The sequence below is a fragment of the Pseudomonas sp. LRP2-20 genome (assembly GCF_024349685.1).
Classification (GTDB): Bacteria; Pseudomonadota; Gammaproteobacteria; order Pseudomonadales; family Pseudomonadaceae; genus Aquipseudomonas.
In genome coordinates, this window is record NZ_AP025944.1 from 5365171 (window position 1) to 5388565 (window position 23395).

The 23395-nt window shown below is 63.7% G+C and carries 24 protein-coding genes; 13 read left to right on the forward strand and 11 right to left on the reverse strand.

Annotated features, from left to right (window positions below):
* Positions 1 to 40: 40 nt before the first annotated feature.
* From yedA to OCX61_RS24075, 4 genes are all read right to left on the reverse strand, one after another.
* Entirely contained in the window at positions 41 to 955 is a 915-nt protein-coding gene (gene yedA, locus OCX61_RS24060) for a drug/metabolite exporter YedA (protein WP_261941680.1), read from the reverse strand.
* Positions 956 to 1064: 109 nt separating this feature from the next.
* On the reverse strand, positions 1065 to 1670 hold the full coding sequence (locus tag OCX61_RS24065; protein ID WP_261941681.1) for a 3'-5' exonuclease: 606 nt from the start codon (positions 1668 to 1670) through the stop codon (positions 1065 to 1067).
* A gap of 8 nt (positions 1671 to 1678) precedes the next feature.
* Entirely contained in the window at positions 1679 to 2158 is a 480-nt protein-coding gene (locus tag OCX61_RS24070) for a LabA-like NYN domain-containing protein (protein ID WP_261941682.1), read from the reverse strand.
* Positions 2159 to 2305: 147 nt separating this feature from the next.
* On the reverse strand, positions 2306 to 3070 hold the full coding sequence (locus OCX61_RS24075; RefSeq protein ID WP_261941683.1) for a DUF2076 domain-containing protein: 765 nt from the start codon (positions 3068 to 3070) through the stop codon (positions 2306 to 2308).
* A gap of 155 nt (positions 3071 to 3225) precedes the next feature.
* Here OCX61_RS24075 and OCX61_RS24080 point away from each other — a divergent pair, with 155 nt between their 5' ends.
* The 3 genes from OCX61_RS24080 to OCX61_RS24090 all read left to right on the forward strand — a co-directional run bounded on the left by OCX61_RS24080 (position 3226) and on the right by OCX61_RS24090 (position 5139).
* Entirely contained in the window at positions 3226 to 3882 is a 657-nt protein-coding gene (locus OCX61_RS24080; protein WP_261941684.1) for a YciC family protein, read from the forward strand.
* A gap of 87 nt (positions 3883 to 3969) precedes the next feature.
* Complete coding sequence (locus OCX61_RS24085; RefSeq protein WP_261941685.1) at positions 3970 to 4464, forward strand: hypothetical protein; 495 nt, start codon at positions 3970 to 3972, stop codon at positions 4462 to 4464.
* Between the two features lie 180 nt (positions 4465 to 4644).
* A complete protein-coding gene (locus OCX61_RS24090) occupies positions 4645 to 5139 on the forward strand; it encodes a hypothetical protein (RefSeq protein WP_261941686.1) in 495 nt (164 codons plus the stop codon).
* A gap of 10 nt (positions 5140 to 5149) precedes the next feature.
* Here OCX61_RS24090 and hrpB read toward each other — a convergent pair whose 3' ends face one another.
* Positions 5150 to 7678, reverse strand: a complete 2529-nt coding sequence (hrpB, locus tag OCX61_RS24095; RefSeq protein WP_261941687.1) for an ATP-dependent helicase HrpB — start codon at positions 7676 to 7678, stop codon at positions 5150 to 5152.
* Positions 7679 to 7793: 115 nt separating this feature from the next.
* On the opposite strand from hrpB, the gene pmcY reads away from it, so the two are divergent.
* Together pmcY and OCX61_RS24105 are read left to right on the forward strand one after the other, a co-directional pair.
* A complete protein-coding gene (gene pmcY, locus OCX61_RS24100; RefSeq protein ID WP_261941688.1) occupies positions 7794 to 8213 on the forward strand; it encodes a periplasmic Zn2+ metallochaperone PmcY in 420 nt (139 codons plus the stop codon).
* Positions 8214 to 8238: 25 nt separating this feature from the next.
* A complete protein-coding gene (locus OCX61_RS24105; RefSeq protein WP_085677159.1) occupies positions 8239 to 9108 on the forward strand; it encodes a cation diffusion facilitator family transporter in 870 nt (289 codons plus the stop codon).
* A gap of 170 nt (positions 9109 to 9278) precedes the next feature.
* Here the strand turns inward: OCX61_RS24105 and OCX61_RS24110 are convergent, their stop codons facing one another.
* Entirely contained in the window at positions 9279 to 10109 is an 831-nt protein-coding gene (locus tag OCX61_RS24110; protein ID WP_261941689.1) for a DUF6515 family protein, read from the reverse strand.
* Between the two features lie 391 nt (positions 10110 to 10500).
* Here OCX61_RS24110 and OCX61_RS24115 point away from each other — a divergent pair, with 391 nt between their 5' ends.
* A complete protein-coding gene (locus OCX61_RS24115) occupies positions 10501 to 10977 on the forward strand; it encodes an Lrp/AsnC family transcriptional regulator (RefSeq protein WP_003249795.1) in 477 nt (158 codons plus the stop codon).
* Positions 10978 to 11029: 52 nt separating this feature from the next.
* Entirely contained in the window at positions 11030 to 11233 is a 204-nt protein-coding gene (locus OCX61_RS24120; protein WP_027917747.1) for a DUF2788 domain-containing protein, read from the forward strand.
* 83 nt (positions 11234 to 11316) lie between these two features.
* On the opposite strand, the gene OCX61_RS24125 is transcribed toward OCX61_RS24120, so the two are convergent.
* From OCX61_RS24125 to OCX61_RS24140, 4 genes are all read right to left on the reverse strand, one after another.
* On the reverse strand, positions 11317 to 11946 hold the full coding sequence (locus OCX61_RS24125; protein ID WP_261941690.1) for a pseudouridine synthase: 630 nt from the start codon (positions 11944 to 11946) through the stop codon (positions 11317 to 11319).
* A 6-nt stretch (positions 11947 to 11952) separates the two neighbouring features.
* Positions 11953 to 13416 carry an AMP nucleosidase gene (gene amn, locus OCX61_RS24130; protein WP_261941691.1) on the reverse strand — a complete coding sequence of 488 codons (1464 nt, stop codon included), beginning with the start codon at positions 13414 to 13416 and terminating at the stop codon, positions 11953 to 11955.
* A gap of 84 nt (positions 13417 to 13500) precedes the next feature.
* Complete coding sequence (locus OCX61_RS24135; RefSeq protein ID WP_261941692.1) at positions 13501 to 15153, reverse strand: acyl-CoA dehydrogenase family protein; 1653 nt, start codon at positions 15151 to 15153, stop codon at positions 13501 to 13503.
* 402 nt (positions 15154 to 15555) lie between these two features.
* Positions 15556 to 17547 carry a sensor histidine kinase gene (locus OCX61_RS24140; protein WP_261941693.1) on the reverse strand — a complete coding sequence of 664 codons (1992 nt, stop codon included), beginning with the start codon at positions 17545 to 17547 and terminating at the stop codon, positions 15556 to 15558.
* A 265-nt stretch (positions 17548 to 17812) separates the two neighbouring features.
* Here OCX61_RS24140 and OCX61_RS24145 point away from each other — a divergent pair, with 265 nt between their 5' ends.
* The 4 genes from OCX61_RS24145 (at position 17813) to OCX61_RS24160 (ending at position 21330) form a co-directional block, all read left to right on the forward strand.
* Positions 17813 to 18610, forward strand: a complete 798-nt coding sequence (locus tag OCX61_RS24145) for a hydroxymethylpyrimidine/phosphomethylpyrimidine kinase (RefSeq protein ID WP_261941694.1) — start codon at positions 17813 to 17815, stop codon at positions 18608 to 18610.
* Positions 18611 to 18623: 13 nt separating this feature from the next.
* On the forward strand, positions 18624 to 19247 hold the full coding sequence (thiE, locus tag OCX61_RS24150) for a thiamine phosphate synthase (protein ID WP_261941695.1): 624 nt from the start codon (positions 18624 to 18626) through the stop codon (positions 19245 to 19247).
* Positions 19248 to 19264: 17 nt separating this feature from the next.
* Positions 19265 to 20548, forward strand: a complete 1284-nt coding sequence (gene hemL, locus OCX61_RS24155) for a glutamate-1-semialdehyde 2,1-aminomutase (RefSeq protein WP_261941696.1) — start codon at positions 19265 to 19267, stop codon at positions 20546 to 20548.
* A 236-nt stretch (positions 20549 to 20784) separates the two neighbouring features.
* Positions 20785 to 21330, forward strand: coding sequence for a tetratricopeptide repeat protein (locus tag OCX61_RS24160; RefSeq protein ID WP_261941697.1), 546 nt, complete (start codon positions 20785 to 20787; stop codon positions 21328 to 21330).
* A 3-nt stretch (positions 21331 to 21333) separates the two neighbouring features.
* Here the strand turns inward: OCX61_RS24160 and OCX61_RS24165 are convergent, their stop codons facing one another.
* A complete protein-coding gene (locus OCX61_RS24165; RefSeq protein ID WP_016393488.1) occupies positions 21334 to 21660 on the reverse strand; it encodes a DUF1820 family protein in 327 nt (108 codons plus the stop codon).
* A gap of 250 nt (positions 21661 to 21910) precedes the next feature.
* Here OCX61_RS24165 and OCX61_RS24170 point away from each other — a divergent pair, with 250 nt between their 5' ends.
* Both OCX61_RS24170 and ybeY read left to right on the forward strand, forming a co-directional pair.
* Positions 21911 to 22909, forward strand: a complete 999-nt coding sequence (locus OCX61_RS24170; RefSeq protein WP_085677148.1) for a PhoH family protein — start codon at positions 21911 to 21913, stop codon at positions 22907 to 22909.
* A complete protein-coding gene (ybeY, locus tag OCX61_RS24175; protein ID WP_152956215.1) occupies positions 22902 to 23375 on the forward strand; it encodes an rRNA maturation RNase YbeY in 474 nt (157 codons plus the stop codon). The genes OCX61_RS24170 and ybeY overlap by 8 nt, the downstream gene beginning before the upstream one ends.
* Positions 23376 to 23395 lie beyond the last annotated feature (20 nt).

Sequence of the window (23395 nt, forward strand, 5' to 3'; positions counted from 1 at the left end):
GGGTTCAGCGAAGGCGGCAAGTTTACCGCATCGCCCCTGGCTACTTGCAGATTTCGCCCTTCAACGGCTGCTCGGGCGCCTTGCGCCACTGCGGCAGGCCAATCAGCACCACCGCGCCGATGATCACCGCCATGGCCAGGCATTCTTCCGCGCCGATTTCTTCGCCGGCGAACACGATGCCCAGCAGCACCGCCACCGCCGGGTTGACGTAGGCGTAGCTGGTAGCGGCTGCCGGGCGCACGTTCTTGAGCAGGTACATGTAGGCACTGAAGGCGAGGATCGAACCGAACAACACCAGGTAAGCCAGCGCGCCCCAGCCAGCGGCGGTCGGCATCTGCGTCATGCGCTCACCCGACAGCACGCTGCCCAGCAGCAATACCGCGCCGCCGACCAGCATCTCGGCGGCACTGGCCATCGGCCCCTGGGGCAGCGGCAGGCTTTTGCTCCACACCGAACCGAACGCCCACGACGCCGCCGCGAACAGGATCAGCGCCGCGCCAATGGGGCTGGCCTGCAGGTTCGAGCCCAGGTTGAGCAAAGCGATACCGAGCAGGCCAAGGAAGATCCCGGCCCATTCCAGGCGCGAGTTGCGGTGGCCGAACAGCAAACCGAATAGCAGGGTGAACAGCGGCACCGTGGCCACCGCCAACGCCGCCACACCCGATGCCACGCCAGCATGCTCGGCGACGGTCACACCGCCATTGCCGCAGCTGAGCAGCAGAAAGCCGATGGCACCTGCCGCACGCCATTGCGGCCAGGTCGGTGCCGGCACCCCGCGCCAGCGCAGGAAGCCGTAAAGCAGGCCGCCCGCAATCAGGAAGCGCACCCCCGCCATCAGCATCGGCGGCCATGACTCGACGCCAATGCGGATGAACAGGTAGGTGGAACCCCAGACCAGGTACAAGGCCAGGAAGGCGCCAATCAGCAGCAACGGGAAACAACGGGAGGCAGGCATGGCAGGCAACTCAGAAATCCGTTTTCGGGTGACCGAGTTTAGGACTGTGCTCACGTAAACATAAGTTACAAAACAGCTCGAAATGAGCGGCACACTTTTGCTGCATGCATCAGGCGAACCTGGCCAAGGTTTCGCGGACTTTCGCCGCAGGCGTTTTCTGCAGGCGGCACAGGAGTTCGTGGGAAAGCTGCTGCACGCCGTGGGTCTGACGCAGCACACCAGCCAGGTGTTGCAGCAGGTTCGCGGCCATTTCGGCATCGGCCATGGCCCGGTGCGCAGTACCGGTGTCCGGCAGCCCGGCCCAACGGGTCAGGGTACCCAGCTTGTGGTTCGGTGCCGCTGGCAACAGGCGCCGTGACAACAGCAGGGAACAGGCGAAGGACTGCCGACGGATGCGGCCGATGCGGCCCAGTTCGTAATCCCAGAACTTCTGGTCGAAGGCGGCGTTGTGGGCCAGCAGTGGGGTGTCACCGACGAACTCGGCCACCTCGTTCATCACCTTGTCCACCGGCGGTGCCGTGCGCAGCATCGCCGTGGTGATACCGGTCAGCCCGGCGACGAAGGCAGGCACCGGCACACCGGCATTCATCAGGCTCTGGTAGCGCTCGACAATGCGCCCGCGTTCGAGCATCACTACCGCCACCTCGGTGGCACGGCAGCCGGCACCAGGCGAGATGCCGGTGGTTTCAAAGTCGATGACAGCAATACGTTCCATGAAAAACCTTAGTGCTTGAGCAACAGCGCGCCCTCGATGGGCACATAACGGGTGGCGGCACGAATCAGCGACAACGCGGTCAGCCCAGGGACGCCATAGACCACCGCCTCGGTGCCGTGGCGCTGGATCACCCGCTCCAGCAGCAGGTCGAAGTCACCGTCACCGGAGGCCAGCACCACCTGGTCGACCCGGCTGGCGGCATCGATCACATCAAGGGTGATGCCCACGTCCCAGTCGCCCTTGGCCGAACCGTCGCTGCGCTGGATGAACGGTTTGAGGCGCACGTCAAAACCCAGGTTGCGCAGGATCTGCTGAAACTGCTGCTGCTTGCTGTCACCACGGTCGATGGCATAGGCAACGGCCTCGACGATCTCGCCTTCGCGGCTGACGTCCTTCCACAGTGCGGTGTAGTTGAAGTGGCAACCGTAGGCCTGGCGCACCGTGTAGTAGAGGTTCTGCACATCGGCGAACAGCGCGATCTTTTTCACCTGGGAACCCCATGGTCTGGAAGAATTCGCGGGCAAGCCCGCTCCCACAGGGTACGTGCAACCTTCAGGTTTGCACTGTGGGAGCGGGCTTGCCCGCGAAAGGGGCGCAAGGCGCCCCCCGGAAATGCCAGCAGTATGCCAGACCGGTCAGACGAACGTATCGTCATCCGAGAAGAAGCCACCGTCATCGCTACCGTAGTCGGTATCGGCCCAGCCGCCCTGGTCGTTGCCCCAGCCGCCGTTGTCGGCTACCTGCTGCTGCCCGCCCTGGTCATTCCAGCCGCCGCTGTCACTGGCCGGTGCCGGCTCTTCCTTGATTACCTCGACCACTTCCTCAGGTTGCGAGTGGTGGTTGAACAGGCTGCTGATGCCTTGCGCCAGCAACACGCCACCGGCAACCCCCGCAGCGGTCTGCATCGCACCACCGAGGAAGCTGCTGGCACCACTGCGCGCCGGCGCGGCGCCAAAACCGGCTTGCGGTTGTGCTTGCATTTGCGGCTGCGGCTGCGGCTGGGAAAAGCCCGGTGCACTCGGCTCGCGCCAGCCACCGCCCGACGCTACCGGCGTGCTGGCGCGCTGCGGCTGAACCGGCTCTGGGTTGCGTGCGCCAGCACCAAAGATGCTGGAGAGGAACCCACCCCCGCCGTTACCGCTGCTGGCACGGGTTGCCTCAAGCTGGGCCCGGGCTTGCTTCAACTCCGCCTCCAGCTGCTTGTTCTGTTCGTCCAGGCGCTTGATCGCAGCTTCCTGAACCAGGATCGCCTGGGCCATGTAGTAAGGCGCCGCCGGCTGCTGGCGGACATGCTCCTCGATCCGTGCCTGCGCCTGCACATCACGCGGCTGGCTCGGGTCTTCGGCTTGCTTGATGCGGCCGAACAGGCCGTCGATCAGGTTTTGTTCATCAGTGTTCATTGGGCTACCTCATGGGCTAGCAGGACATCGGACACGGCAAAGATGGGGCGCACGGGCTGCGGATTCAATCACTGCGCAGGTGAAACTTTTTTCAGCAAGTAACTGCTCTGGGCTAAAGTTAGGCCCCTGTTTTTACTGCCATGCGATGTTGACTGATGAATCCGCTGAGCGTTCTGCGCGACTCCCTGTACTTCTTCCGCCGCCACCTGGCCAGCATCATCCCGCTGTGCCTGCCACTGGTGGTGCTCGAAGCCCTCACGACCCAGCTGCTGTACCGGCAACTGGGCGACGAGGCCTCTCCCGCTTACGGAATGCTGATCAGCCTGTTGTTCTACCCGCTGTACAGCGCGGCGCTGATCCTCTACCTGGATACCCGCAGCAACGGCCAGGAGATCCCCAAGCGCGACCTGTTCGCTCGCGCCGTGCAGCTATGGCCGCAACTGGCCCTGCTGATCATGATCAGCTCGCTGCTGATCATGGCCGGCCTTGCCCTGTTGGTCTTCCCTGGCGTGTGGATCATGATCAACCTGGTGTTCGCCGAGTACTTGCTGGTGTTGCGCGGCCTGCCGGTGGTGCAGTCGATGCGCGAAAGCGCACGCATGACCACCGGGCACTTCCTGCGCATCATGATCTGCGTGCTGGGAGTACTGGCACCGATCTGGCTGATCGACGGGCTGTTGCTGATGGCTTTCCCCGAACCCGCACCGGGGGTCGAACTGGCCATGGACAGCCTGAGCGGCTTCCTGCAACTGTTCAGCACCGTGGTGCTGTATCGCCTGTTCATGCTGCTGGAAGGTGAAGCCGGGGCCTGACGCATCTGGGAAAATCTTCGTTCTGCTCGCACGCCCGAGGGTGGCATTAGGGTAAACAAACCTTCAATGCCATTCGAGGAAAGCGTCATGGACAAGGTGATTCAAGATAAGTATGCCAAGACGTTTCATGCTTCGCTCATGATGCAATTCAACAATAACTTAATCACGGTGCGCCTCAGCGAGAGTAAAGAAAAATCCACTTGGGATTTCACCCCCGGAGATGACTGGTTAGTGGTGAAGGCAGGTACCATACCGACCGGGATGGAGTTCAGATACATCTCACACACCGAAGATCGCCTGCACTATCACATCCACCTTTCGGGACAACCAGACAAGAAGTTGGGCGTCAGCCGCAATGGCTACCTGGGCTTTTACCAGATAGCCGAAGTCACCGATTACTGGAAGATCGAACCCTTGTACCTGGACCGTGACAGACTGTTTTGCCACCTGCGCGACCAGAGTGGAAACAAGGTAAAGGTCATGAACTATGCGCCCAGCTACTGGGGTTACGAACACCCGCCGGCCCCGCTGAACGTCAAGGAAGGTGAAGTCGCTACCTTCGCGCTTGAGCTGAGTTGCTGATGCAAAAGTGGAAGGCACGAAGCGCTGTACGATTAGCCTTGATACTCGGTGATGCAGCGTTGAAGTTCGCCTCGGAATGCTCATTTACAGCCCGCCTGACGGCTTTATAGGAAGCCATTCAGCCTCCCATCTGGCACAGCCGATCCATACGGTGGAGTTTCAATCAATCGGAGACTCCACATGGACTCGCTAATTCAAGACACTTATGCCAGGTCGTTCAGCGGCCAACTGTATGCAATGGCCTGCCTCGAAGAGGTGCCCCTGCGGCTAAGCAGCAGCCGCGATAAATGGAGTTGGGGTATCACGCCTCAGGACGACTGGCTCATGGCAGGCGGTGAGCAGAGCTCCATACGCCTGGATTTTGCTTTCGACTCCCAGACAGAAGACCGACTGCACTACCACATCAGCCTCGCTGGCAATGCGAATCCCCCCAAGAAGCTGGGCTTGAGCCTGAACGGTTACCTGGGCTTCTACCAGCGCTCGGAAGTGACCGATTACTGGAAGATCGAACCGCTGGAGCTGTCGGAATACGGCCTGGTCTGTTACCTGCGTGATCACCAGGGCTACCGGGCGGGAGCCATCCGGGACACCCCGCATTACAACCGCCAGACCCAGTACCTGCTGAACACAAGAGAAGGCGAAACAATCACCTTCCTGCTCAAGCAGGATAGCTGAACACTGTCCCTCAGGTGCCGCGCGGCTTGGCCCGTGCGGTAGCCTCAGCCACCAATGGATCATCCGGCCAATAGTGCTTGGGGTACCTGCCCTTCAGATCCTTCTTCACCTCGGCATAAGTCGTACGCCAGAAGTTGGCAAGATCCTGGGTCACCTGCACCGGCCGCCGAGCGGGTGACAACAGGTGCAACTTCACCTGCTGACGACCATTGGCGATGCGCGGGGTGTCGGCCAGGCCGAACAGCTCTTGCAAGCGTACGGCAAGGATTGGCGGGGTCTCGCTGTAGTCCAGGCGAATGCTCGAGCCGGACGGCACCGCCAGATGCGCCGGTGCCCATTCATCCAGGCGCTGTGGCAATGGCCAGGGCAGCAGATTGCGCAAGATCGATGAAAGGTCCAGGGCAGCCAAATGGCTCAGCCGCGAGACTTTGCCCAGATAGGGTTGCAGCCAGTCTTCCAGGCTGGCCAACAGGGCCTCATCACCCAGGTCGGGCCATTCGCTTTGCCCATCCTTGAGCAGATCCAGCTGACGCAACAGAGCCACCCGCGCCTGCCACTGGCGCAGCTCCGGGGTCCAGCTCAGCAGATGCAAGCCTTTGCGCCGCACCAGGCCAACCAGTGCCTGGGCGCGGGCTTCATCATTCAGGCCGGGCAATGGTTCGCGGCTCAGCACCAGTTCGCCAACCTTGGTCTGGCGTTCGGCGCGCAACACCTGCTCACGCTCGTCCCAGTCGAGGATATCGACGTGCTCGACCTGCTCAGCCAGCACGTCATCGAGCAGCGCCGGGTCGAACTCGGCTGCCAGGTAGATGCGCTCTTCCCGTTGCCCTTGCCGGCTGCCCAGGTCGGCGATCACCAGCCACGGGCATTTCATCAATGCATCGACCTCGGCGAACAAGGCAGCACGGCCGTTGGCCAGGCGATACTCGGCACCGCCCTCACGCCGCTGCTGGGCGACCCGGTCGGGATAGGCCAGCGCCAGCAAGGCGCCGAGCCAGCGAGGATGATCAGGGTCGGCCACTGCTGCGCCGACCTTGCCGCGCAACAGGCCACGGTATTGGCGAGCGAGTTGCCGGGCCCGCTGCACGCCACCCTGGCCGCCCCGGCCGGCCTTGCTCTCGCCGCTGACCAGCGCCAACCGGCTGTGCAGGTCGGCCCCACCACCGCGCTGGATATCACGCTCGCCGAGCAGCGCCGCGACATCGCAAGCCATGCTGGCCAGGCCAAGTTGCTGACCCCGCAGCAACAGATGGGCAATGCGCGGATGAGCCGGCAATTCAGCCATCATCTGGCCGTGTTCGCTGAGATGGTCGTGGCTGCCTGGCTTGAACGCGCCTAGCCGCCCCAGCAGGTCCCGGGCCTGGGAAAACGCCGCGGCAGGTGGCTGGTCGAGCCAGCGCAACTGCCCTGGGGTGACACCCCAGCGCGCCAACTGCAGGGCCAGGCCAGCGAGGTCAGCCTGGAGGATCTCAGCGCTGCCGTGTGCGGCCAGTTGTTCATGCTGAGCCTCGGACCACAGGCGGTAGCACACCCCCGGTTCCAGACGCCCGGCACGGCCCGCGCGCTGGGTGGCACTGGCGCGGGAAATCCGCTGGGTGTCGAGGCGGGTCATGCCGCTGCCGGGGTCGAAGCGCGGCACGCGCGCCAGGCCGGCATCGATGACAACGCGCACGCCGTCGATGGTCAGGCTGGTTTCAGCAATGTTGGTGGCCAGCACCACCTTGCGCAGGCCCTTGGGCGGCGGGTCGATGGCCGCACGCTGGGCATTGAGGTCCAGCTCACCGTGCAGCGGGCAGAGCAGCACATCGGGGCGCTCGCCCAAGGCGTCCTGCAGGCTTTGGTGCACACGACGGATCTCGGCCTGCCCAGGCAAGAACACCAGCACGCTGCCGGGTTGTTCGGCCAACGCCAGCAGCACGTTATCCACAACCCGAGGTTCAATGAACTCGCCCGGCTGGAACGGCCGGCCCCAGCGGATATCCACCGGGTGCATGCGCCCCTCGCTGCTGACCACCGGCGCGTCGTCGAGCAGCCGCGACAGGCGCTCGCCTTCCAGGGTCGCCGACATCAGCAGTATCTTCAGCGCAGGGTCGTCACGCAGCAGTTCGCGGCCATTGAGGCTCAGCGCCAGGGCCAGGTCGGCATCCAGGCTGCGCTCATGAAATTCATCGAAGATCAGCAGCCCCACGCCGTCGAGTGCCGGATCGGCCTGCAACCGGCGGGTGAGAATGCCTTCGGTGACCACTTCGATGCGGGTGTTGGGCCCGACCTTGCTGTCCAGGCGGATGCGGTAGCCCACGGTTTCACCGACCTTTTCGCCCAGTTCACTGGCCAGGCGCTCGGCCGCCGCGCGCGCAGCCAGGCGGCGCGGCTCAAGCATGAGGATGGTCTGCCCGGCCAGCCACGGCTCGTTGAGCAGCGCCAGCGGCACGCGGGTGGTCTTGCCCGCACCGGGAGGTGCTTCGAGCACGGCTTCGTCACGGTTTTCCAGGGCTTGACGCAAGGCGGGCAAGACAGCATCGATCGGTAAAGAATTCATGGTGGTCCTCGAACAGTCTCGCGAGTATAACGGCGAACCCAGCCTGCTCTATCATGGTCTTAGCTTCAGGTGCTGGCGCTTCGCTTGCCCTGCTGAAAACTTTTCGGAGATTTACATGCGCATCCCATCCCGCGTCATTGGTGGCGCCCTGATCGTCACCCTGCTGACCCAGTTGACGGCCTGCGGTACCATTTTCTATCCAGAGCGCCGTGGCCAGATCGGCGGCAAGATCGACCCCGTGGTTGCCGCGATGGACGCCATCGGCATCCTGTTCTACGTGATCCCGGGCCTGATCGCCTTCGGCATCGACTTCGCCACGGGCGCCATCTATTACAAAGGCGGGCACACTGCCCAAATCGACCCGGTAAAACTGCGTGACGCCGTCAGCCCGGACGGCAAGGTCGACAACCTCAAGCTGCAGGCCATTCTCGAAAGCGAACTGGGCCAGCGCCTGCCGCTGGATGATCCACGGCTGATCCAGCACCGCGGCAGCGTCGAGCAGTTGGCGGCCTTGGGCCTGGTACCTGCGGCCTGATCTTCACAAGGACATCACCCTGGGCATGATTACCCCGGCCGAACACCAGCGCTTACTTCGCCTGGCCACCCGCGCATCACTGGCGGTGGCCAGCATTCTGGTCCTGAGCAAGGCCGTGGCCTGGTGGCTCAGCGGCTCGGTCAGCCTGCTGGCCGGGCTGACCGACTCGGCACTGGATGCCGTCGCCTCGTTTCTCAACTTGCTTGCCGTGCACTACGCCCTGCGCCCGGCCGATGACGATCATCGTTTCGGCCACGGCAAGGCCGAGGCTCTGGCCGGCATGGCCCAGGCACTGTTTATCGGGGTGAGCGCTGTGTTGATCGGGGTACAGGCTGTCGAACGCCTGCGAGCACCAGAGCCGCTGGGCGACACGGCCATCGGCATCGCCGTGATGCTGCTGTCGCTGGCGCTGACCGTCGCCTTGCTGGCATTGCAGCGCAAGGTCATTCGCCTGACCGGTTCCACGGCCGTGCGCGCCGATTCACTGCATTACCGCTCCGACCTGTTGCTCAACGGCAGCATCCTGCTCGCCCTGCTGCTGGCGCGCGTTGGCTGGCCGCAGCTGGATGCGCTGTTCGGCCTCGGCATCGCGTTCTACATCCTCTGGAGTGCGCTGCAAATTGCCCGCGAAAGCACGGCGATTCTCATGGACAAGGAATTGCCCGGCGACATCGGCGAAGGGATGGCCGAACTGGTCCTGGGCATTCCCGGTGTGAAAGGCGTGCACGACCTGCGCACGCGCGTGTCGGGCAACCAGTGGTTCGTGCAACTGCACCTTGAGCTGCCGGGGCAGCTGCCGCTGCATGAGGCCCACGACTTGTGCGTGCGGGCCTCGGCGGTCATCCGCCAGCGTTATCCACAGGCGGACGTGATGGTGCATGCCGATCCGGTGTGATCTCTACTCAGTTTCTTAGCTGGCGCGATCCCTGTGGGAGCCGCGCTTGCCGGCGATGGGCTGCGAAGCAGCCCCAGCCATTTATGCAACAACCTTGAAATCCTGGGGCCGCTCCGCGGCCCATCGCCGGCAAGCGCGGCTCCCACAAGTACAGTGCATGCCTTGCTGATTCAGTTGACGCTATAGCCTCGGCCACTGAAGCAGGCACTCAGTGCCCGTCGGTAGTTGCTCGCCACTTCCACGGGTGGCGCATAAGGCGCCGTTGCCGGGTCAAAGCCTGACTGGCTCACCGCCCAACGGTGGCACTGGTAGCGGTCCTGGTCCTGCTGCTCCTGCCCTTGGCCATACATCGGGTAGGCAATCACGTCGTAGCCGTTGCTGGCCGGGGCTGCCGCTGGCAATGGTGCCGGGGCCATGGCGGGCGGGTTGACCACGACATACTCCTGGCTGTCGGCCAGGTACTGGTAGTAGGTGTCGGCCACCAGGAAGAACAGTGCGCCGCCCAGCCAGACTTCCCGCGCATAGGACGGCAGGTAGTTGACCCGCACGCCGTAGGGCGGTGTCACCACCACGTAGCTGCCACCGTGCGGGCGATACCAGTAGCCCCCGGAATAGAAGTAGTCGTTGCCGCGGTACGGCACCTTCCAGTAGCGGTCCGGGAAGTGATCGACCGTGTGCCCTGGGCGATACTGCGGTCCGGGGCCCCAGCCATTGCCGTGGCCATCCGGGCGCCCCTGCCAGTCGCCGCCGGGCCGTTGCCCTGGGCCGCCGGCTTGCCAGTGCCGGTTGTCACCGTTATGCCGGGGGATATCCTGGTAATAGCCCTGCCGCGCGGGCTGGGTCTGCTGCACTTCGTCACGCGAGTTGAGCGAGCGGCCGGGGCCACCTTCGTTGCCACGCCCCTCGCCATGCCCCTCGCCCGGGCCTTCGGCCATGGCCCCGAGACTGATGCTCAAACCCAGCAAACCAACACCTGCCAACTGCCAGATGCGCGACTTCATGTTGTTCCTCACGGTAAAGAATACGGCATGCCGCCAGTCTACCGCGCTGGCGCCACGGGCAGATGAAATCGCGGCCATGAAAAAAGGGAGGCCATTGGCCTCCCTTTGAGAATTGTCGTCCGTGCTCGGCACTTGTGGCGCCGGCTCACCTCACAGCGTCTTCTGGAAGCTGTGTAGCCCGGGGGCCTGCAGATCCTGTTGGATGGCTGGCCGCGACCGCCCGCCTAGGGCGCGTCGCCGTGGACTGATGTCCGGGCAGTGATTCTGGAGTTAACGATACGGGAGTGGCTGCGGCAGAGGATTGCGAAGATTGCTCAGATAAATAGCACTTGCGCAATTTTTAACCCTGGATCGATAATTCACCGCAATCCGAACAGAAAAGGCCTTTTCCATGAGCAAACTTGACCGCTACGACCTGAGCATCCTCGCCGAATTGCAGCGCGACGCGCGCATCTCCAACCAGGAGCTGGCCGAACGCATCGGCCTGTCGCCATCGCCATGCTCGCGTCGGGTCAAGCAACTGGAAGACGACGGCTATATCTCGCGCCAGGTCGCCCTGCTCGACCGCAAGAAGCTCGGCCTGAGCCTGACCGCCTACGTGCTGATCGGCATGGACCGGCACACCCCGGAACGCTTCGAGACGTTCGAAGCCGCTATCCGCAACCTGCCGCAGGTGCTCGAATGCAGCCTGGTCACCGGTATGGATGCCGACTACCAGCTCAAGGTGGTGGTGCCGGACATGGACCACTACCAGAAACTGCTGCTAGGCAGCCTGACCCGTATCGAAGGCGTGACCAGCGTGCGTTCGAGCTTCGTGCTCAACCAGGTGCTGGCGAGCACCGAGCTGCCATTGACCCACCTGCGCTAAACGCCCGCTCGCCCGCGTATAATCGGAAGCTCAACCTGCCTGGAGAACACAGATGGATCCCGCCGTATTCGAAGAATGGATGATGATCGTCCTCGTCACCGTACTGATCGGTTTCATGGGCTTCATCGTCTGGGACCTGGCGAAAAAATCCAAGGCAGGGCGCTTTGGCACGATGATCCTGTTCTTTGTGCTCGGGCTGGGCGTGCTGGCCTTCATCATCAAGAGCGTGGTGGTGGCGTTTCTCGAAGGCGTTTGAAAATTCCGGGGCCTCTTCGCGGGTGAACCCGCTCCCACAGGTAAAGTGCAGCCTTCAAGGCAGTGCAGTACCCGCGAATGGTCCTAAATTTTTGGCGCGACTTCACGCCAGCAACCCTGCTCCAGCCCATCCAGCGCCCAGTCGCCGATCCGCACCCGCACCAGGCGCAAGGTCGGCAAGCCCACTGCTGCAGTCATCCGCCGTACCTGGCGATTACGCCCCTCGCGAATCACCAGCTCCAGCCAGCAGGTCGGCACGCTCTTGCGAAAACGTACCGGCGGATTGCGTGGCCATAGGGCCGGCTCGTCGAGGCGCCGCGCTTCGGCGGGCAAGGTCGGCCCGTCATTCAGTTCCACGCCATCGCGCAGTCGCTGGATCTGTTCGTCGCTCGCCTCGCCTTCCACCTGAACCCAGTAAGTCTTGGGCAACTTGTGCTTCGGGTCGGCGATGCGCGCCTGCAGCCCGCCATCGTTGGTCAGCAGCAACAAGCCTTCGCTGTCACGGTCGAGCCGCCCGGCCGGGTACACGCCTGGGATGTCGATGAAATCCTTGAGGGTCGCGCGCCCCTCACCGTCGCTGAACTGGGTCAGTACATCGAACGGCTTGTTGAACAGGATCAGGCGTGGCTCGGCCGGCGGCGCCTTGGCCTGGCGACGGGGGCCGGCAGGCCGCGCCTGGGGGCGGCGCGGCTTGGAACGGGGTGGCAGTGGCATGGATCCTCAGCGGAACGGCGGCTCATCGAAGCTGCGCAGTTTACGCGAGTGCAACGAATTGAGCTCGGTGCGCAGCAGGTCGAGGGCGGCAATGCCGATCTTCAGGTGCTGGCTGACCGCACGGTTGTAGAAGGCGTTGGCCGAACCCGGCAGCTTGATTTCGCTGTGCAACGGTTTGTCGGACACGCACAGCAAGGTGCCGTACGGCACCCGCAGGCGATAGCCCTGGGCAGCGATGGTGCCGCTTTCCATGTCCACCGCCACGGCACGCGACAGGTTGATCAAGGGGCGCTCCTGGGCCCAGCGCAGCTCCCAGTTGCGGTCGTCGTAGGTCAGCACGGTGCCGGTACGCAGGCGCTTCTTCAGTTCTTCACCACGCTCGCCGGTTACCTGTGCTGCGGCTTCCTGCAGCGCCAGCTGCACTTCGGCCAGTGCCGGGATCGGAATGTTAGGCGGCACCACGCGGTCGAGAATGCCGTCGCGGCGCATGTAGGCGTGGGCCAGCACGTAATCGCCGATGGTCTGCGACTGGCGCAGCCCGCCGCAGTGGCCGATCATCAGCCAGCAGTGCGGGCGCAGCACCGCCAGGTGGTCGGTGATGTTCTTGGCGTTGGACGGGCCAACGCCGATGTTGACCAGGGTCACGCCATCACCGTCACCCGCGATCAGGTGGTAGGCCGGCATCTGGTAGCGGTGCCAGACCACACTGGCCACCAGGGCCTGGGCTTCGCCGTGGTCCATGCCCTTCTCGATCACCACGTTGCCCGGCAGCACCATGCGCACGAAGCGCGGGTCTTCACGCAGCTGCTCGAGGCCGTGGCTGATGAACTGGTCGACATAACGGTGGTAGTTGGTCAGCAGGATCCACGGCTGCACGTGGCGCCAGTCGCTGCCGGTGTAGTGCACCAGGCGACGCAGGGAGAAATCCACGCGGGCGGCATCGAACAGCGCCAGCGGCAGGGTTTCGGCGTTGCCCCAGTCGTACAGGCCATCGGCGATGTTGTCAGTGGCCGCCGACAGGTCGGTGCTGGGGAACACCCGCGCCAGCTCGGCGGCGGTGATGCCGCTGCCGGCCAGCTCATCGCCCTGGTCGACCACATAGGGGTACGGGATGTTCTGTTCGCTGACGCCGACTTCCACGGTCACCGTGTAGTCATGCATCAACGGGCGCAGCTGCTCCAGCAGGTAACCGCGGAATGCCGCGGGCTGGGTGACGGTGACGCTGTAGGTGCCCGCCACCTGGACCTTGGCATAGGCGCGGGTGGTGGCGGCCACTTCGCCGTGGCTATAGTAGGTCAGGCGCAGAGCCGGGTAGCGGTACAGGGCGCGCTCATCGGCACCGGGCTCGGTTCGGTCTTTGAGATAACGCTTGAGGGCCTGGCTCAGGGCCCCGGTGGCCTGTTCATGCAGGGCCGCCAGACGGTCGACGGCCTGTTCGGGGGTATCAACGACTACAAAAGCTTGGCTCACACTGGGCTTCCTGTCTGGACATGCATGTCAGCCATCTTGCCTGCCTTTGTTGCTAAATACACCCCCGATAGTCAGCCGTAGCATTCAACTCGGCCAGGCCGGTGTCGCCCGCGCCACCAGTGCCTCGACATCAACGCCGCGCGGCAATGCGCCATACACCCGCCCACCAGCGGCCAGCCGGCTACCGATGAACGCATCGCTGACCACGGCATTCCCCGCCTCCAGCAGCAGCTTGGCCTGCAGTGCCAGGGCAATGTCCTCGGTCAACTGCCGTGCCCGGTACTGGATATCGCTGGTATCAGCAAACGCCCCCTTGAGGTTGCCAATATGCGCGGCCAGGCGCGGGTCGCCATGCCCATCGCCCAGCTCGGCGAACAGTGCATCGAGCACGCCAGGTTCCTTGGACAACGCGCGTAACACGTCCAGGCATTGCACGTTGCCAGAACCTTCCCAGGTCGAATTGACCGGCGCTTCGCGGTACAGCCGCGGCAGGATGCTGTCTTCGACGTAACCGGCGCCGCCCAGGCACTCGGCGGCCTCGTTGATCATGGCCGGCGCCCGCTTGCAGATCCAGTACTTGCCCACCGCCGTGACCAGCCGTGCGAAATGCGCCTGCTGCGGATCGTCAAGCTGCTCCAGGGCTTGCCCCATGCGCAAGCTGAGGGCCAGCGCGGCCTCGCTTTCCAGGGCCAGGTCGGCCAGCACGTTCTGCATCAGCGGTTGCTCGTTCAGCACCCGGCCACCGACCTTGCGATGGGCGCAGTGGTGTGCCGCCTGGGTCAGCGCCTGGCGCATCAGCGCACTGGAGCCGACCATGCAGTCGAAGCGGGTCATGGCGACCATTTCGATGATGGTCGGCACGCCACGCCCCTCCTCGCCCACCATCCACGCCAAGGCACCGCGGAACTCGACTTCGCTGGAGGCATTGGAGCTGTTGCCCAGCTTGTTCTTCAGACGCTGGATATAGAACTGGTTGCGGTTGTCGTCGGGCCGGTGGCGCGGCAACAGGAAGCAGCTCAGACCTTTGTCGGTCTGGGCCAGGGTAAGAAAAGCATCGCACATAGGCGCCGAGCAGAACCACTTGTGCCCGACCAGCTCGTAGGCCTGCCCCGGGCCAGGGCTGCCGACCGGGTAAGCACGGGTGGTATTGGCGCGCACGTCGGTGCCGCCCTGTTTCTCGGTCATGGCCATGCCAAGGGTCACCCCGGCCTTGTGCCGGTCTCCGACATTGCGCGGGTCGTACTCGCAGGCAAGGATCTTCGGCAGCCAGTATTCGGCCAGCTCGGGCTGCAGCCTGAGTGCGGGTACGGCAGCAAAGGTCATGGTCAGCGGGCAACCGGTACCGGCCTCGGCCTGGCTGTGCAAATAGGTCATCGACGCCCGCGCCACATGGGCTCCGGGGCGAGGTTCGGCCCAGGGCAACGAAGGCAGGCCGTGTTCGACGGCAGTGCGCATGAGCTCATGATAGGCAGGGTGGAACTCGACCAGGTCGATGCGATGGCCATAGCGGTCATGGCTGCTGAATTCCGGCTTGTGCGCATTGGCCAGGAAGCCCGCGGCCATCAGCGGCCCACCCGCCAGGGCACCATAGGCGTCGATCCGCGATTCGGCCCAACCGGCCCCGAAACGCCGCGACCATTCCTGTAGCGGCAGGTCGAGGCGGTACAGGTTGGCACCGTCGAGTGACGGCGGCTGGTTGGTGACTTCGTGGGTTTCAGCGTACTGGTGCAGGTTCATCGGTAGCTCCTGGATCCGGGCATGCCTGAAAGGCCCAGTGAAGCACTCCCTGCGGGTCAGTCAAAGTGACAATAATGACTAAACATGTGGTTGGGGGAATCGCGTCAGGACTGACAAGGGTTCGCCGCAACAGCCTCAGCGCCTGTGAGATCGAGCGCCGCCCGCGCGGCGCATCGCGAGCTGCGCTCGCTCCTACGTTTGTTTCGGGCCAATCAATCCTGCGGGATTTGCGCGCGAACGCTCTGGCGCATGGCGCGATATCGCGTCGTACCAACAGGGCGGTCGCGCGCGCCTGTCACAGGCGTTACTGGCCAGAAACAAACGTAGGAGCGAGCGCAGCTCGCGATGCGCCGCGCGGGCGGCGCTCGATCTCACAGGCGGCAAACCTCTCAAGGCATGCACCTAGAACTGCGTCCCCCCCGAAACCGCCCGCCCCGGCGGCATCTGCACCTGGGCAATGGCCACATTCAACGTCAGCTCAAACCGGCTCCCCAGTCCCCGCGTCGACTCATGGGACAGCTTGCCGCCCAGCAACTCGGCCAGTTGCCGGCAGATCGACAAACCAATACCCAACCCGCCATAGCGCCGGGTCATCGAGCCGTCGACCTGGAAGAACCGCTGGTAGAGAATCGCCTGGTCCAGATCATCGAAACCGATGCCGCTGTCGCTGATGGTGAAACTCAACGCCAGGCTGTCAGGGCCAAGGCGGCGGCCGCGGACCTGCACCATCACTCCGCCCTGATGGGTGAACTTCAGGCCGTTGTCTACCAGGCAACCCAGGCAGCGGGCCACTTTGTGCGCATCGCCCAGCAACTCGTCCGGCAGCTCGGCGGGGATGTCCAGGCTCAGGTACAACCCCTTGCCCAGGGCCGTTCCGGCATAGCCGGCACGCAGGTCCTGCAGCATGCGCCGCAGGCTGAACGGCAGCGCCTGTGGCCGCATGCGGCCGGCCTGCAGTTCGGTCAAGGTGAGGATGTCGTCAACCATGTCCATCATGTCCTGGGCCGAACCGACCGCCGTACGGTGGTACTGGGCCATCTCGGCACTCATGGGCAGCGTGTGCATCAGTTCGAGCGAGCCGATCACTCCATTCATCGGCGTGCGCAGTTCGTGGGTGACGGTGGCAAGGAACTCGTCCTTCAGGTGATTGCTCCGGGCCAGTTGCTGGTTCATCTGCTCCAGCGCCTGGCCGGTATCACGCAAGGTCTGCGCCTGCTGTTCGCGCATGCCGTTGATGCGGTCGGCCAGGGCCAGCGACAGCAACGCCACTTCCAGCGCCGACCCCAGCTGGCTGGAGTACATGGTGATGAACAGGTTGGGCAGGTAACCCAGCACCATCAGGGTATTGACCAGCCCACCGAGCAGAAACGCCGTCCAGGCAATGATGAACCAGCGCGCCACGCGCAGGCCACGCATCCAGGCATACAACCCGGCGGCAAAGATGCTCACCGTGAACAGCAGGGCCAGCACCGTGGCCATGCGCAAGGCGATGCCGTAGCGCATGCTCACCGACAACACCATTACCAGCACGCCACCGAGCATCAGCAGCTGCAGCAACCGGTCGAAGCCGCTGCTGATCTTGCCCAACTGCAGGAAGTGACGCGCGAACTGGCAACCGAACAGGCCCGCAGCGCCGATGAACAGAGGCGTCGCAGCATTGGCCCACCACGGGCTGTCCGGCCAGAAGTAGGCGACCCCTGCCCCGTTCACCGACACCTGATACAAGCCGAACGAGGCAATGTAGAGAATGTAGTAGAGGTAACTGACGTCCCGCACACTGAGGTAGATGAACAGGTTGTACACCGCCATCACCAGCAACACACCGTAGATCATGCCCAGCACATAGAGGCGGGTCGGCTGGTCTTCCATGTAGGCTTCGGCGGACCACAACGCCAGCGGTGCCTGTACCGAACCCTGGCTGTGCAGGCGCAGGTAGGCGGTGGTCGATTGCCCGGGTTGCAGGGGTAGTTCGAACAGGTAGTTGTTCTGGCGTATCTGGCGGCTGTCGTACGGTAAGGCGTCGCCGGTACGCTGGGCCAGGCGGAACTCGCCATCGCTGCCCGGCAGGTACAGCTCGATATGATCCATGGGCGGGTATGCCAGCTCCAGCAACCACTGCCGCGGCTGCGCATTGGCAGAGGCCAGATAGTGCAGGTCGACCTTGAGCCAGAACACCGAAGTCGAATAACCGGCGTTCAGCACGTCCTGGTGGTGCGTGCGGAAACGGCTGGCGAAGATAGGCGCGCTGACCTGGGCAATGCTGGCGCTGCCATCGCGGTCCTCGTAGACCTGCATGACTTTGCCCAATGGAAGATGCCGGGTCGCCTCGTCGAATTCGACGGCTCCGGCCAGCACGGGCAGCAAGCCCAGAAGCACAATCAGCAAATAGCGCATACAGCCCCAGCATGGCCTGTCCGGTCGCGTCGCGATGGCCTCCAATCCTTTTGAGACGACGAAATCCGGCAGAGCCCGTTTGTCGAGTTATCCGAGCACTCTAGCATAGCTTTCAACGCAGGCGATGGGCCACTCCATTTTTCAAAGAAAAGGCTCTATATCAATGCTTTCAGAGCACATAAAAGAAAAAAACTGACCGCTCGATCAACAAATCTCGTTTGTAGGACGATCCGCACAAATGGGTTTGGTGGTAAGCTCGCCGACCATGAATACCTACAGCTCCCGCCCCGTTGTCCTCTGTCTCTCCGGCCACGACCCAAGTGGCGGCGCCGGCTTGCAGGCAGATATCGAAGCCCTGATCGCCCAAGGCTGTCACGCCGCACCTACCGTGACCGCCCTGACCGTGCAGGATACCGTCAACGTTTCCGACTTCCGCGTGCTCGACCGTGAGTGGGTACTGGCCCAGGCCAACGCCGTGCTGGCCGACTCCACGGTCGCCGCGGTCAAGCTGGGCATGCTCGGCTCGATCGACATGGTCGACACCGTCGCCGAACTGCTCAGTGCCCACCCGCACCTACCGCTGGTCTGCGACCCGGTGCTGCGTGCCGGTGGCGGTGGCCGCCTGGGCAAGGACGAAGTCGGCTATGCCCTGCGCGAACGCCTGCTGCCGCTGGCGACCATCGCCACGCCGAACCTGCCGGAAGCACGCATCCTGGCCGAGCTGCCTGAAGGCACCGCCGACGAATGTGCCGAAAAACTGTTGCCGTTCTGTAGACACCTGCTGATTACCGGTGGTCACGGCGACGAAGACGAAATCCATAACCGCCTGTACAGCCGCGACGGCCAGAGCCACACCTGGACCTGCCAGCGCCTGCCGGGCAGCTACCACGGCTCGGGCTGCACCCTGGCCAGCGCCCTGGCCGGTCGCCTGGCCCTTGGCGAGCAACTGCAAAGCGCGGTGAAAAGCGCCCTGGATTACACCTGGCGCACCCTGCGTGATGCCGAACAGCTGGGCAAGGGCCAGTTCGTCCCGCGCCGCCTGCCCCTGGATTTCTGCTCCTGATACGAGGCTTTCAATGAAGCTACGCGGTCTGTACGCAATCACCGACAGCCAGCTGCTCGCCGGCCGTTTCCTGTCCCACGTCGAAGCCGCGCTGGAAGGCGGTGTGTGCCTGCTGCAGTACCGCGACAAGAGCGACGACGCCGCCCGCCGCCTGCGCGAAGCCGAAGCACTGATGAAACTGTGCGAGCGCTACGGCACCCAGCTGATCATCAACGACGACGCCGAACTGGCCGCACGCCTGGGCGTCGGCGTGCACCTGGGCCAGACCGACGGCCCGCTGACGCCGGCGCGCGCCCTGCTCGGCCGCCAGGCAATCATTGGTTCCACCTGCCACGCCAGCCTTGAGCTGGCCACCCAGGCGGCCAGCGAAGGCGCCAGCTACGTGGCCTTCGGCCGCTTCTTCAATTCTGTCACCAAGCCCGGTGCGCCGGCTGCCAATGTCGATCTGCTGGCGCAGGCCCGTGCCCAGGTAAAACTGCCGATCGCCGTGATCGGTGGCATCACCCTCGACAACGCCGCCCCGCTGATCGCCCATGGTGCCGACCTGCTGGCGGTGATCCACGGCCTGTTCGGTGCCGACAGCGCGCAGGAAGTCACCCGCCGCGCCCGCGCCTTCAACGCCCTGTTCGCTTCCTGATTTCGAGAGAAGATCCCATGTCCCGTTCCGAAGCCCTGTTCGCCCAAGCCCAGAAGCACATTCCTGGCGGCGTCAACTCGCCGGTCCGCGCCTTCAAGAGCGTCGGCGGCACCCCTCTGTTCTTCAAGCATGCCGAAGGCGCCTACGTCGTCGACGAAGACGACAAGCGCTACGTCGACTATGTCGGCTCGTGGGGCCCGATGATCCTCGGCCACGGCCACCCGGACGTGCTCGATGCGGTACGCCGCCAGCTGGAGCACGGCCTGTCCTACGGCGCGCCGACCGCGATGGAAACCGAGATGGCCGACCTGGTCTGCTCGCTGGTGCCGTCGATGGAAATGGTACGCATGGTCAGCTCCGGCACCGAAGCAACCATGAGTGCCATCCGCCTGGCCCGTGGCTATACCGGCCGTGACGCCATCATCAAGTTCGAAGGCTGCTACCACGGCCACTCCGACAGCCTGCTGGTCAAGGCCGGTTCCGGCCTGCTGACCCAAGGCGTGCCGAGCTCGGCAGGCGTACCGGCGGACTTCGCCAAGCACACCCTGACCCTGCCGTTCAACGACATCGCCGCAGTCGAGAAGACCCTGGCCGAGGTCGGCCAGACCGTGGCCTGCATCATCGTCGAACCGGTAGCCGGCAACATGAACTGCGTGCCGCCGGCGCCTGGCTTCCTCGAAGGCCTGCGCGAGCAGTGCGACAAGCACGGCGTGGTGCTGATCTTCGACGAAGTGATGACCGGTTTCCGCGTCTCGCTGGGCGGCGCCCAGGGTTACTACGGGATCAAGCCGGACCTGTCGACCTTCGGCAAGATCGTCGGCGGTGGCATGCCGGTGGGCTGCTTCGGTGGCAAGCGCGAAATCATGGGCTGCATCGCCCCGCTGGGCCCGGTCTACCAGGCCGGCACGCTGTCGGGCAACCCGCTGGCCATGGCCGCTGGCCTGACCACCCTGAAGCTGATCAGCCGCCCTGGCTTCCATGACGAGCTGACCACCTTCACCAGCCGTATGCTCGACGGTCTGCAGCAGCGCGCCGATGCCGCTGGCGTACCGTTCGTCACCACCCAGGCGGGCGCCATGTTCGGCCTGTACTTCAGTGGCGCCGACGACATCGTCACCTTCGATGACGTGATGGCCAGCGACGCCGAGCGCTTCAAGCGCTTCTTCCACCTGATGCTCGACGGTGGCGTGTACCTGGCACCGAGTGCGTTCGAGGCAGGCTTCACTTCGATCGCCCATGGTGAAAAAGAACTGCAAATCACCCTGGATGCGGCTGAAAAGGCCTTCGCCGCACTGAAGTGATTGGCCGCCTGCACCGGCCTCTTCGCGGGTAAACCCGCTCCCACAAGTTATGCGTGTAACCTGTGGGGGCGGGTTTACCCGCGAAGAGGCCGGCGCAGGCAATAAATGCCAATGCAACCAGCAGACCCTTCTTCGATACAGAATTTCGCGTAAAACTTTGTAAGGTTGGCGCTGCTTATCCCATAATGTGCCACCAGAGACATTGGCCGCAGCTTTGCAGAGGTAAGTCGATCCCCATGAACCGCACCGGCCGCGCCCTGACCTTGGGCTGCCTGTTGCTTCTTCAGCCCCTGCTGGCCCTGGCGGAGGGCGGTAACTCGTTGCTGATTCCGGCAACGGGGCGCTGCACGCTCAATGTTCAGCCAGAAGACCTGCAGAACGCGCTGAAAGCCTGCGAGGAAACGGCGGCGACCGGGGACGCCCAGGCACAGTTCGAGCTGGGCGAGTACTTCTACACGCTGACGCCGAAAAACCTGAAAAAGGCCCTGGACTGGTTCGAAAAGGCCTCGTTGCAAGGCCACGCCGAAGCCCAGTACCGCCTTGGCGCCATGTTCTTCCATGGCGAAGGGGTCAAGGCCAACAACGTGCAGGCCTATATCCTGCTGAAAATGGCCGCGGTCAACGGCGCCGAAGATGCGCTGGACATGGCCGACGAAGTAACCGAGCAGATGCCCCGCGACGAGCTGGAGCATGCCACCCAGGTGCTCGGCCAGATCTTCCGCAAGTACCTGCTGGAGCTGCAGAACGCCGAAGGGCGTACGCCGTTCTCGCCACTCCCCTGATCCTTACTTCTCCGGCATCGGCATGGGGAACGGCATCACGTTGCCGCCGCCCTTGGCTTCGCTGATCTTGGCCGTGCCCAGGCGCTCCACCTCGTCGATACGCACGATCGAATGCATCGGCACGAAGCTGCGGATCACCCCTTCGAACTGATTCTTGAGCTTCTCTTCGCTCGGGTCGACCACCACCTGGGTACGCTCGCCGAAAACGAACTCCTCGATTTCCAGAAAGCCCCACAGGTCGCTCTGGTAGATCTGCTTGGCATACATCTCGAAGACCTGCCCCTGGTTGAGGAAGATCACTTTATAAATGGCGGGTTCGCGTTTGCTCATGATCGGCGGGTTAACACATGCGTAAGAAATGGCGCGCATGATACCTGTACCGGCCCCTTCGCGGGCAAGCCCGCTCCCACAGGTACTGCGCCACCCTGAGGGCTGCGGATAACCTGTGGCAGCGGGCTTGCCCGCGAAGGGGCCGGAACAGGCAGTACATACCGTTGAACGTTTCAGTGCTTTCGCCACTGCTCTTCAAGGGTTATTCTTGAGTTCACATCCATCGCCGTCGAGCGGCTAAAAAACGACCTTGAACGCACCCATACAACCTCATCGTTTCATCCTCGAACCTTTCGAGGCCCACCGTTTCGCCAACTTGTGCGGCCAGTTCGACGAGCACCTGCGCCTGATCGAACAACGCCTGGCCATTGAAATCCGCAACCGCGGCAATCAATTCGAGCTGATCGGCGAACCCAAGACCACTTCCGCTGCCGAGCAACTGCTGCGCCGCCTCTACCGCGAGGCCAAGGCCACAGACCTGTCGCCGGAAACCGTGCACCTGTACCTGCAGGAGTCGACGGTGGAAAACATCGATAACCCGGCGGTCAATGAGGTCAGCGTCTCGCTGCGCACACGCAAGGGCAATATCCGCCCGCGCGGCGTCAACCAGCAGCGCTACGTCAAGGAAATCCTGGCCAACGACATCAACTTCGGCATCGGTCCAGCCGGCACCGGCAAGACCTACCTGGCCGTGGCCTGCGCCGTCGACGCCCTGGAGCGCGAGCAGGTGCGCCGCATCCTGCTGGTACGCCCGGCAGTCGAGGCGGGCGAAAAGCTCGGTTTCCTGCCTGGCGACCTGGCCCAGAAGATCGACCCTTACCTGCGCCCGCTGTACGACGCGCTCTACGAAATGCTCGGCTTCGAACACGTGGCCAAGCTGATCGAGCGCCAGGTGATCGAGATCGCTCCGCTGGCCTACATGCGCGGCCGCACCCTGAACAACAGCTTCATCATCCTCGACGAGAGCCAGAACACCACGCTCGAGCAGATGAAGATGTTCCTCACCCGCATCGGCTTTGGCTCGACTGCGGTGATCACCGGCGACATCACCCAGGTCGACCTGCCACGTGGCACCAAGTCGGGCCTGGCCCATGTGATCGAGGTGCTCAGGGACGTACCGGGGATCAGTTTCACCCATTTCCAACCCAAAGATGTGGTTCGTCACCCACTGGTGCAGCGTATCGTCGAGGCCTATGACCGCTTCGATGCCCGCCAGGCCAAGCCCGAGGCGCCCGGCAAAGATGCTTGAACTTGACCTGCAACGGGCCACGGATGCTGCCGCCCCGGATGACGCCGCTTTCCGCCGCTGGTGCGAACTGGCCTTGCGCCAGCGTACGGCCGACTCGGAAATGACCATCCGTCTGGTCGACGAAGCCGAAGGCCGCGAACTCAACCACACCTACCGGCACAAGGACTACGCGACCAATGTGCTGTCGTTCCCTGCCGACGTGCCCGATGACCTGCTCGATATCCCGCTGCTGGGCGACCTGGTGATCTGTGTGCCGGTGGTCGAGCGCGAGGCGGCCGAACAGGGCAAATCGCTGGAAGCGCACTGGGCACACCTGGTCATCCACGGCTGCCTGCACCTGCTCGGCTACGACCACATCGAAGACGATGAGGCCGAGGAGATGGAAGCACTGGAACGGGAATTGCTGGCAGAACTGGGTCACCCCGACCCGTATGCCGACGATGAAAACGAACCTCTCACACACTGATACACGAAGGATCACGAGAA

Coding starts and splice junctions, on each gene's coding strand:
- ybeY (WP_152956215.1), top strand. CDS start 22,902: ATGCTTGAACTTGACCTGCAACGGGCCACGGATGCTGCCGCCCCGGAT.
- OCX61_RS24160 (WP_261941697.1), top strand. CDS start 20,785: ATGAACCGCACCGGCCGCGCCCTGACCTTGGGCTGCCTGTTGCTTCTT.
- OCX61_RS24080 (WP_261941684.1), top strand. CDS start 3,226: ATGAATCCGCTGAGCGTTCTGCGCGACTCCCTGTACTTCTTCCGCCGC.
- OCX61_RS24065 (WP_261941681.1), bottom strand. CDS start 1,670: ATGGAACGTATTGCTGTCATCGACTTTGAAACCACCGGCATCTCGCCT.
- thiE (WP_261941695.1), top strand. CDS start 18,624: ATGAAGCTACGCGGTCTGTACGCAATCACCGACAGCCAGCTGCTCGCC.
- OCX61_RS24110 (WP_261941689.1), bottom strand. CDS start 10,109: ATGAAGTCGCGCATCTGGCAGTTGGCAGGTGTTGGTTTGCTGGGTTTG.
- hrpB (WP_261941687.1), bottom strand. CDS start 7,678: ATGAATTCTTTACCGATCGATGCTGTCTTGCCCGCCTTGCGTCAAGCC.
- OCX61_RS24165 (WP_016393488.1), bottom strand. CDS start 21,660: ATGAGCAAACGCGAACCCGCCATTTATAAAGTGATCTTCCTCAACCAG.
- OCX61_RS24145 (WP_261941694.1), top strand. CDS start 17,813: ATGAATACCTACAGCTCCCGCCCCGTTGTCCTCTGTCTCTCCGGCCAC.
- OCX61_RS24120 (WP_027917747.1), top strand. CDS start 11,030: ATGGATCCCGCCGTATTCGAAGAATGGATGATGATCGTCCTCGTCACC.
- yedA (WP_261941680.1), bottom strand. CDS start 955: ATGCCTGCCTCCCGTTGTTTCCCGTTGCTGCTGATTGGCGCCTTCCTG.
- OCX61_RS24075 (WP_261941683.1), bottom strand. CDS start 3,070: ATGAACACTGATGAACAAAACCTGATCGACGGCCTGTTCGGCCGCATC.
- OCX61_RS24115 (WP_003249795.1), top strand. CDS start 10,501: ATGAGCAAACTTGACCGCTACGACCTGAGCATCCTCGCCGAATTGCAG.
- OCX61_RS24135 (WP_261941692.1), bottom strand. CDS start 15,153: ATGAACCTGCACCAGTACGCTGAAACCCACGAAGTCACCAACCAGCCG.
- OCX61_RS24085 (WP_261941685.1), top strand. CDS start 3,970: ATGGACAAGGTGATTCAAGATAAGTATGCCAAGACGTTTCATGCTTCG.
- OCX61_RS24105 (WP_085677159.1), top strand. CDS start 8,239: ATGATTACCCCGGCCGAACACCAGCGCTTACTTCGCCTGGCCACCCGC.
- pmcY (WP_261941688.1), top strand. CDS start 7,794: ATGCGCATCCCATCCCGCGTCATTGGTGGCGCCCTGATCGTCACCCTG.
- OCX61_RS24140 (WP_261941693.1), bottom strand. CDS start 17,547: ATGCGCTATTTGCTGATTGTGCTTCTGGGCTTGCTGCCCGTGCTGGCC.
- hemL (WP_261941696.1), top strand. CDS start 19,265: ATGTCCCGTTCCGAAGCCCTGTTCGCCCAAGCCCAGAAGCACATTCCT.
- OCX61_RS24125 (WP_261941690.1), bottom strand. CDS start 11,946: ATGCCACTGCCACCCCGTTCCAAGCCGCGCCGCCCCCAGGCGCGGCCT.
- OCX61_RS24090 (WP_261941686.1), top strand. CDS start 4,645: ATGGACTCGCTAATTCAAGACACTTATGCCAGGTCGTTCAGCGGCCAA.